Origin of the sequence: Microcella sp. (genome assembly GCF_033763155.1) — a bacterium.
In the GTDB taxonomy this organism is placed as follows: Bacteria; Actinomycetota; Actinomycetes; order Actinomycetales; family Microbacteriaceae; genus Microcella.
Genome location: NZ_JANRKZ010000019.1, coordinates 1 through 5897 on the forward strand (window position 1 = coordinate 1; position 5897 = coordinate 5897).

General features: G+C 67.9%; 4 protein-coding genes. 1 reads left to right on the forward strand and 3 read right to left on the reverse strand.

What is annotated here, in order from left to right; all coding sequences use genetic code 11:
* Window positions 1-701, reverse strand: a 701-nt coding sequence (locus tag SFU54_RS00655) for a CPBP family intramembrane glutamate endopeptidase (protein WP_319014394.1), incomplete at its 3' end; no start/stop codon positions are given.
* Window positions 702-764: 63 nt separating this feature from the next.
* Entirely contained in the window at window positions 765-1445 is a 681-nt protein-coding gene (locus SFU54_RS00660; protein WP_319014395.1) for an alpha/beta hydrolase, read from the reverse strand.
* Window positions 1446-1585: 140 nt separating this feature from the next.
* Between SFU54_RS00660 and SFU54_RS00665 the strand changes: the two genes are divergently transcribed.
* Window positions 1586-2878: a DUF2510 domain-containing protein gene (locus tag SFU54_RS00665; protein WP_319014396.1), complete on the forward strand. Its 1293-nt coding sequence runs from the start codon at window positions 1586-1588 to the stop codon at window positions 2876-2878.
* Here SFU54_RS00665 and SFU54_RS00670 read toward each other — a convergent pair.
* Window positions 2875-5897: TM0106 family RecB-like putative nuclease (locus tag SFU54_RS00670; protein WP_319014397.1), on the reverse strand; the 3023-nt coding region annotated here is incomplete at its 5' end. The two genes, SFU54_RS00665 and SFU54_RS00670, sit on opposite strands and share 4 nt — an antisense overlap.

Here is a 5897-nt window from a genome sequence, read left to right on the forward strand (position 1 = left end):
CCCTGCAGCAGCGCGAAGGGGATCGTCATGAGGGGGCCCCAGGCCTGGTAACCAAGCTCCCACAAAAAGCTCACGAAGATGATGGCCTGCAAAATGTTTGCCGTGACGACGCGGAAGTGTCGCAACAAGAGCACGTAACACGTGCAGATGAAAAACAACTCGTCCCAAATGCCCACGGCGTTGACGCCGATGAAGAGCCGCAACACCTCGCTCCACTCGCTCACCGCCGGCCAGTTTTGGTAGGCACCCGAGGTGATGAAGTAGAACGGCAGAATCAGCCAGCCAAGAAACGGAACCGCGAAGAGATACGACTTCTCCCACGGCTGCCACTTTTGACCGCTGCGCCAGGGAAACCGGATGACCTTCCGCTTGAACACGAACCGATCAATGACAAACGGCACGGCCACGGCGAGGCTCAGCACGAAGCCCAGCAAGAAGAAGTTGGGCCACGAGATGTCGGCCTTGACGCTCACGGTGCTCACAACGATGAGACCCGCGGCAATGATGCCGAGATCGCGCATGAGCTCGCGGTCAACGAAAAAGGCAACGATGAGGCCGATGACGAGCCAGGGATAGCCGATCAGCCTGTTCTCGAAACCGAACAGGGGAATCGCGCTCGTCACGACAATGGCCGCGGGCACAAGCTTGAGGCTCAGGGCAGGAAGGGCATCCGTCGAGGGCGCGGAGTCAGCGGCGGGCATGCTGTCATCCTCTCAAACAAACACGCAAAATGCTTCACCTTTTTGACGATCCACGCCGAAGACTCAGCGCGTGCGCGGCACGCGAGCGACGACCTCGTCGATGACGGGCGGCAACCCCAGCACGCGAAAGTGCCCCTCGAACGGCAGGGGAACATTGTCGGCACCCTCGAGCACCGAGTTGCCCGCGGGCACGTACTGATCGAACCGCGAATACAGCGACGTGATGCGCTCGTTGACACTCGACGCGGCCGCGAGTTCGACGATGACCGGTCGCGTGGGCACGAATTCGCGCCAGGGGCCCATGGCAAAACGTGCGAGCGGGCTGCCGCCGTAGGGCGTGTTGATCGAGATCATGCGAGTCAGGCGGCGCACCGTGGCGCGCTCGTCGGCCACGAGCATGCTCTTGCCGATGAGTCCGCCCTTGCTGTGGGCGACGATCGTCACGTCGGTGAGCTCGCGGTGTTCGACATACGCGGTGAGCAGAGCAGCCATCTCCGGAATCGGGTGACGATTGAAGCCGAGCTCGGGCACGCTGTGCACGGGATGCCCGAGGGCCGCCAGTCGATCGCGGATGGGCTTGAGGTAGTGCCAGGTCTCGAAGACGCCGGGGATCAGCAGAACGGGAGGCGGGGCATCCGTCGCCGCCTCGATAGGAGCGGGAGGGCGAGAGCCATAGCGCCAGTAGCGCAGTCGCGACCGCCCCACATAGGCGTAATCGGCGACGATCGAGCCGATTCGTCTCATAGTCGCGAACGATAGACTGCCCCGCGCGAGGAGGCAACCGTCAGGCGCCGCAGGGGTGACTCGTGGGTGACTCTGAGGCGCTCACATGGCACTGAGACGGGCTCAGGCCTACACTGTCATTCTGGCCGAGGGGGGTTGAGTTGGTCGCTTCAGGCGTTGCACCGGGCTGGTATGCCGACGCCGTGAACCCTGCGCTCATTCGCTGGTGGGATGGCACGGCGTGGAGCGAACACACGCAGCCCAACCCGTCGACGCCGCCGTCGCCCAGCGTGCCGCAGTCGAACACCCTGCCGCTGCCGTCAGCGCCGTATGTTCCCCCGCCGTTCGCTGACCCGGTGCCGGCCGCGACCACCAGTGCGATTCCGGCCATGCCTACGGCCGCCGCCAGCGCACCGCCACCCCCGCTCGCTGTGCCGCTCGCCCCCGCACCAGCGCCCGAGCGGCCGATAGCGGCTCCGCTCTCTCCCACGCCCTACTCCCCCGCGATCGGCTCGGCGAGCACGCCGGGTTCGCGGCGTCGCACCGCGCCGTCACTGCCGGTGAGTGAGCCCGTGCGACTGGTTCCGCCCACCTCCGGGTCGATCGCCATCGCCGGCACCCCGGGTTTCGACGCTCCTGCGTCGATCTCGCCCGCCACCGCATCACCGGCGTTTCCCGGAGCCGAGTCATCACCCGCGGCGTCGGCACCGTCAAGCACGCCGTGGGCGACCGCCACGCCGTTCACGGGAGCCACGGGTTTTGCCCAGCCTCAGACGTCGTCGGTCGACCTAGCCAGTGTCGACTACGAGCCCATGACACGCACGTGGGGCTCGAAGCGCGGTGCCGCGTCAACGCGCATCGCGACGGGTGCATCAACGGGCGGATCGTGGATGCTCGCGCTCTCGCCCGTCATCTTCTTAGGCTTCGGCGCCCTCGCCTGGTGGCTCACCGAAGGCGCAACCTTGCCGACAACGCCCTATGTCATCGGCGGACTCTCAGCGCTCGCGGTGCTATGGCTCGTGGTCGGCGCGATCTCGGACTACCGCCGCCTGGGCGCTCTCGGCCACGACCATCGCGCCTCGGTCGCGTGGGTCATCGCTGGGCCCTTTTTCTACTTACTCGTCCGCGCTATCCACGTGCACCGCACGATGGGCACGGGCACAGCGCCCACGTGGGTCTACGTGATTCTCTCGATTGCCGTGGGCGTTGGTGCGGCCGCGCTGTCACTCTTTGTGCCGCGCGAAGTGGGCATCACCGAACTGCGGGTCGTCGAATCGCAACTCTCTGCTGACCTGCTTCAGCAAGGCCTGAACTACTCCGTGATCTGCCCGACCGAAGCTCCCGCCGCCGTTGGCAGCTCGTTTGTCTGCACGGCCTATGACGAGGTCGGCCCGGCCGCGCTCATTCGCGTCACCTGGGTTGGCCTCGGCGAGTTCGACTACACGATCGACTAACCGCGCCGCGGTGGCTCGGCGTCGACGAGTCGCACAAACGCGCTGAGCTCGGCCACGCCGTGTGGCGAGTGTGGCAAGTGGTCGATGAGCCCGGGCGAATAGACCAGGTACGCGGCATATTGTGCGCGCGAAATGGCCACGTTGAGTCGGTTGCGCATGAGCAAAAACTCCATGCCGCGCGGAACGTCGTGCGCACTCGACGCCGTCATCGAGACGATCGCGATGACGGCCTCTTGGCCCTGAAACTTGTCGACCGTGCCCACGCGCGTGCCCGTGAACCCTGCAGCATCGAGATGCTCGCGAATGAGCTGCTGCTGCGCGTTGTAGGGCGTGACGACGATGATCTCGCGGTCGTCAAGCTCACGGGTAGGGGCGTCAACCTGGTCGTTGCCGTACCACTCGCGGCCGATGAGGTCGCGCACGATGGCGACGACGCGCTCGGCTTCTTCGGCGCTCGAGGTCGCGTTGCCCTCGTGCTCGATGGGCACAGGGTGCAGGCCCGGGGCGACGCCCGCGAGTTCGCGCGTCGCCGCGATCCAGTGCGACTGCAACTCGCCCTGGTATGACAAGTGCGAAACGTGCTCGGTGAGAGCGGGGTGCATGCGCCGCGTCTCGGCCAAGAAGTAGCCATACTCGGCGGGCAGCACGTCGTGGCCCGCGCTGAGGTAGCCGAGCGCGCTGCCGTCGATGGGTTCGGGATGCGCCCCCTGGCTGACCTGCGGCAGCTGCTGCGGGTCGCCGAGCAACAACAAGCGTTGCGCGCTGACCGCAGCCGCGACGGTGGCCGCGAGCGAGAACTGTCCGGCTTCGTCGATGACGAGCAGGTCGAGGCTGCGGCGGCCGACGCGGCTGGGGTTCGAGAAATCCCACGCGGTGCCGCCGATGACGTAGCCACCCGTCTGGCCATCGGTGAAGTCGGGCAACTGGGAGGCGTGGCCGAGCACCGTGAACCGCGCGTGCGCGAGCTCATCATCCGTCGCTCCTGAGCGCTTCGCTTTGCCGACGAGCGTGCCGGGCAAGCCGGCGTCGACGACCTGGGCGAGCATGTGCTCGACGGTGCTGTGGCCTTGAGCGACGACGCCGATGCGCCAGCCGTCGCGCGCAAGTTGCGCGATGACGCGCGAGCCGAGGTAGGTCTTGCCCGTGCCGGGCGGGCCTTGCACGGCAAGGTACGAGTGGTCGAGGTCGCGCAGGCTCGCGACAACCGCGGTCACCCGGTCGGGTTCACCGGTGCCGCCGAGCGGCACCTCGGCGAGACGACCCGAGCGTGTCACGGGCGGCACGCGACGCAGCAGATCGGCGACGGCGTCGCGCGGCCACTCCGGCGCGGCCGCGACGAGCGTGGCCCCCCACTCTTCGATCGCGGGCTTCTGCTGGCCCGCCGGCGGCGGTGCACTCGGCGTGAGGGCAACCGGGATGTCGCGGTAGGGCTCGACGCCCTTCGCGAGCGTCTCGCTGATCGTCACGCCGTCGTCGTGAATGGCCTCGATCGTGACGCCGCGTGTGGCGCGCGCGAGTGGGTCGCGACTCTGCGCCCCAAAGGGGCTCGGCTGGTCATAGAGCGCGAACGGTCCGCTCATGCCGCCGACGCTCGGGCGACTGCCGGGGCTGTAGGTGCCCACGAGGCGCACGCGCCGCCGCAGCGAGCGTTGCTTGCCGGTCATGCCCCAGTCGGTTTGCTCGTGGTGGGCATCCGGATTGACGGCGAAGACATCGCGCGTATCGCTGAACTCGGCGAGCGGCGTGATGAGCCGGTCGAAGTGCTCCCACCAGAAGGTCTTGTGCTCGCGCCGGTGGTAGTCGATCGCCGCGGCCGCGTAGGCATAGGCGCGTTGCTCGGGCGTGCGGTCGGGTTCGAGGGCGGGGCTGCCATCAGCGTTCGCCGCAAGCTCGAGCAGCCGCTCGCGCAGCGGCGAGGGCTCGAGCTCGCGCGGAACCTCGGGCAGGTTCTCGTGATCGCCCGGCTGCACGCCATGCTCGACCGCGGTCTGCCGCAGCCAGGCCGCGAGCTTGAGCGTGCTGACGCAGTCGATCTCGTTGTAGTCGGCGATGTCGGTCAGGATGCCCTGCGCGGCCTCCTCGTCACCCGCCGCTCGCAGCCCCATCGCACGCACATACTCGGCCACCGAGTCGTCGCCGCGCGCCACCGCCGCGCCCTCGCGCGCGCCCGCGAAGTACAGCGGCTCGAGGTACTTGATCGAATAGCTCGTCGTGCCCACACGCAGTGCGCGCTTCACGATCGGGTAGAGGTCCACGAGCACGCCCGTGCGCAGCCACTCGTCGATCGTCTGCTCGGCCACGCCGTGCCGCGCGGCGAGGCTGCGCAGATGCGTGCGCTCGTAGGCGGCGTAGTGATAAATGTGCAGCTCAGGATGCTCGGCGCGACGCCGCTCGACATCGGCCACGAAGTCGAGCAGGGCCTGGCGTTCGTCGGCAAAGCTGTGCGCCCAGTAGGCGGTGAACTGCTCCCCCGCGTCGACGAAACCGAACAAGTAGTCGAGGCCCCACTGCGCGGGATCCGTCTCGGTGTAGAGCGGATCACCCTCGAAGTCGAAGAAGATGTCGCCGGGGCTTGGGGCGGGCAGGGCGCCGAGGGCCGCGAGGTCGGTGTAGGTGACCGGCGGAGTTGACCCCGTGGCGCCAGCTGCCTGGCTCTGCAAACTCGCCTGCAGCGCGAGACCCTGCAGGGCAGCGGCTCCGATGCCGTCGACGGGCGCCGTGCGGCCCGCGAGCTGAGGCAGCGTGGTGATGCCGGCGGCGGCGAGCCGGGTCCACTGCGTGCCGGTGAGCCCGGCGACCTGCCACACGTCGTTGGTGCGGGCGATCTCGTGGGCGCACCAGGCGCAGGTTCCGCAGAACGTGACGTGGGCATCCCGCCACGCGATTTCGGCGGATGCCGCCCAGCGCTCGCGCATGAGGCGATGCAGGCGCGCGCGACGCACACGCAGCACGGGGGCGATGTCGGCGATGCGGTGACTGCTCGTGGTGTGGTCGCCCAAGATGAGGTCGACGGTGTCAT

Coding starts and splice junctions, on each gene's coding strand:
- SFU54_RS00660 (WP_319014395.1), bottom strand. CDS start 1,445: ATGAGACGAATCGGCTCGATCGTCGCCGATTACGCCTATGTGGGGCGG.